The 1,045-nt window shown below is 60.5% G+C and carries 1 protein-coding gene; it reads right to left on the reverse strand.

What is annotated here, in order from left to right; translation table 11 throughout:
• A partial coding sequence (gene tnpC / locus ACWGTI_RS32505; RefSeq protein ID WP_454590660.1) for an IS66 family transposase occupies positions 1–1,045 on the reverse strand: 1,045 nt, incomplete at both ends.

Raw genomic sequence — 1,045 nt, forward strand, 5'->3', positions numbered from 1 at the left:
TCCTCGATATCGTAAAGCGCACCGATGCGCGACAGCGCTTCGTCAGCGATCGGAGATGGCTTCAGCTTGATCACATCATGGAACTTGCGGCGCACATGCGCCATGCAGGCCGCCTCGATGATCTGGTTGCCGTAGAGCTTCTTGTAACCCCCATACCCATCGGCATGCATCACGCCGCTGAAGTTTGCGAGGTGGTCAGCCGGATGCACGCCCTTTCGGTCGGGGCTATAGTAGTAGGCGATCGCGCCGGGAGTGGGATCCTGGTAACCGCTTCCATCGAAGACATAGACCCAAACCCTGCCAGTCTTTGTCTTCCCGCGCCCAGGGTCGAGAACATCGACCGGGGTATCGTCCGTATGTATTCGGTCGACCGCCGCGATACGGGCTTTGATGGCCAAGACGAGCGGCGCAAGCAGAACGGACACGCGGCCGACCCAGTCGGCCATGACGGAGCGAGAGATGTCTATCCCCAGCCGGTCGTACATCTCGGATAGGCGGTGGAGGGGGATGTGATCGTCGAATTTGGCGACCATGATATGGGCGAGCAATCCCGGTCCGGGCTTGCCGCGCTCGATCGGCAGGGTCGGCATTTCGCCTGCCACCGTCGTGTCGCAGTCCTTGCAGATCATGCGCTTTTCGACGTGGCGGACAATCTTGATGGACGCCGGCACGTGCTCCATCACCTGGACCACCTTGTCAGCCGCCTTCAGGAAGGATGTGCCACCACAGGTCGGGCAATTGCAGGGCGCCGCATAGACCAGCTCTTCGGTGGGAAGACCATCGGGCAATGGCTTGCGCTTCGGCTTGTCCGGTGCGTCGTCCAATTCCGGCAAAGGAGCTTGCCCAGAGCGTATCTCAGCCTCGGCACGAGAGGCCTCGATCTCCTCCAGCATCAGTTCGAATTGCTCGATCTTCCGGTCGATCTTTTCCGAAGAAGCGCCATGCTGCCGATGGCGCAGCAGTTCCAGCTGCACGCGCAGAAGCCCGATAATGGAGTCGCGCTTGCTGACTTCGGCTTCTTGGCTCTCAAGTTTCGCCGCCTGTT

This window comes from Mesorhizobium sp. ArgA1 (assembly GCF_053714375.1).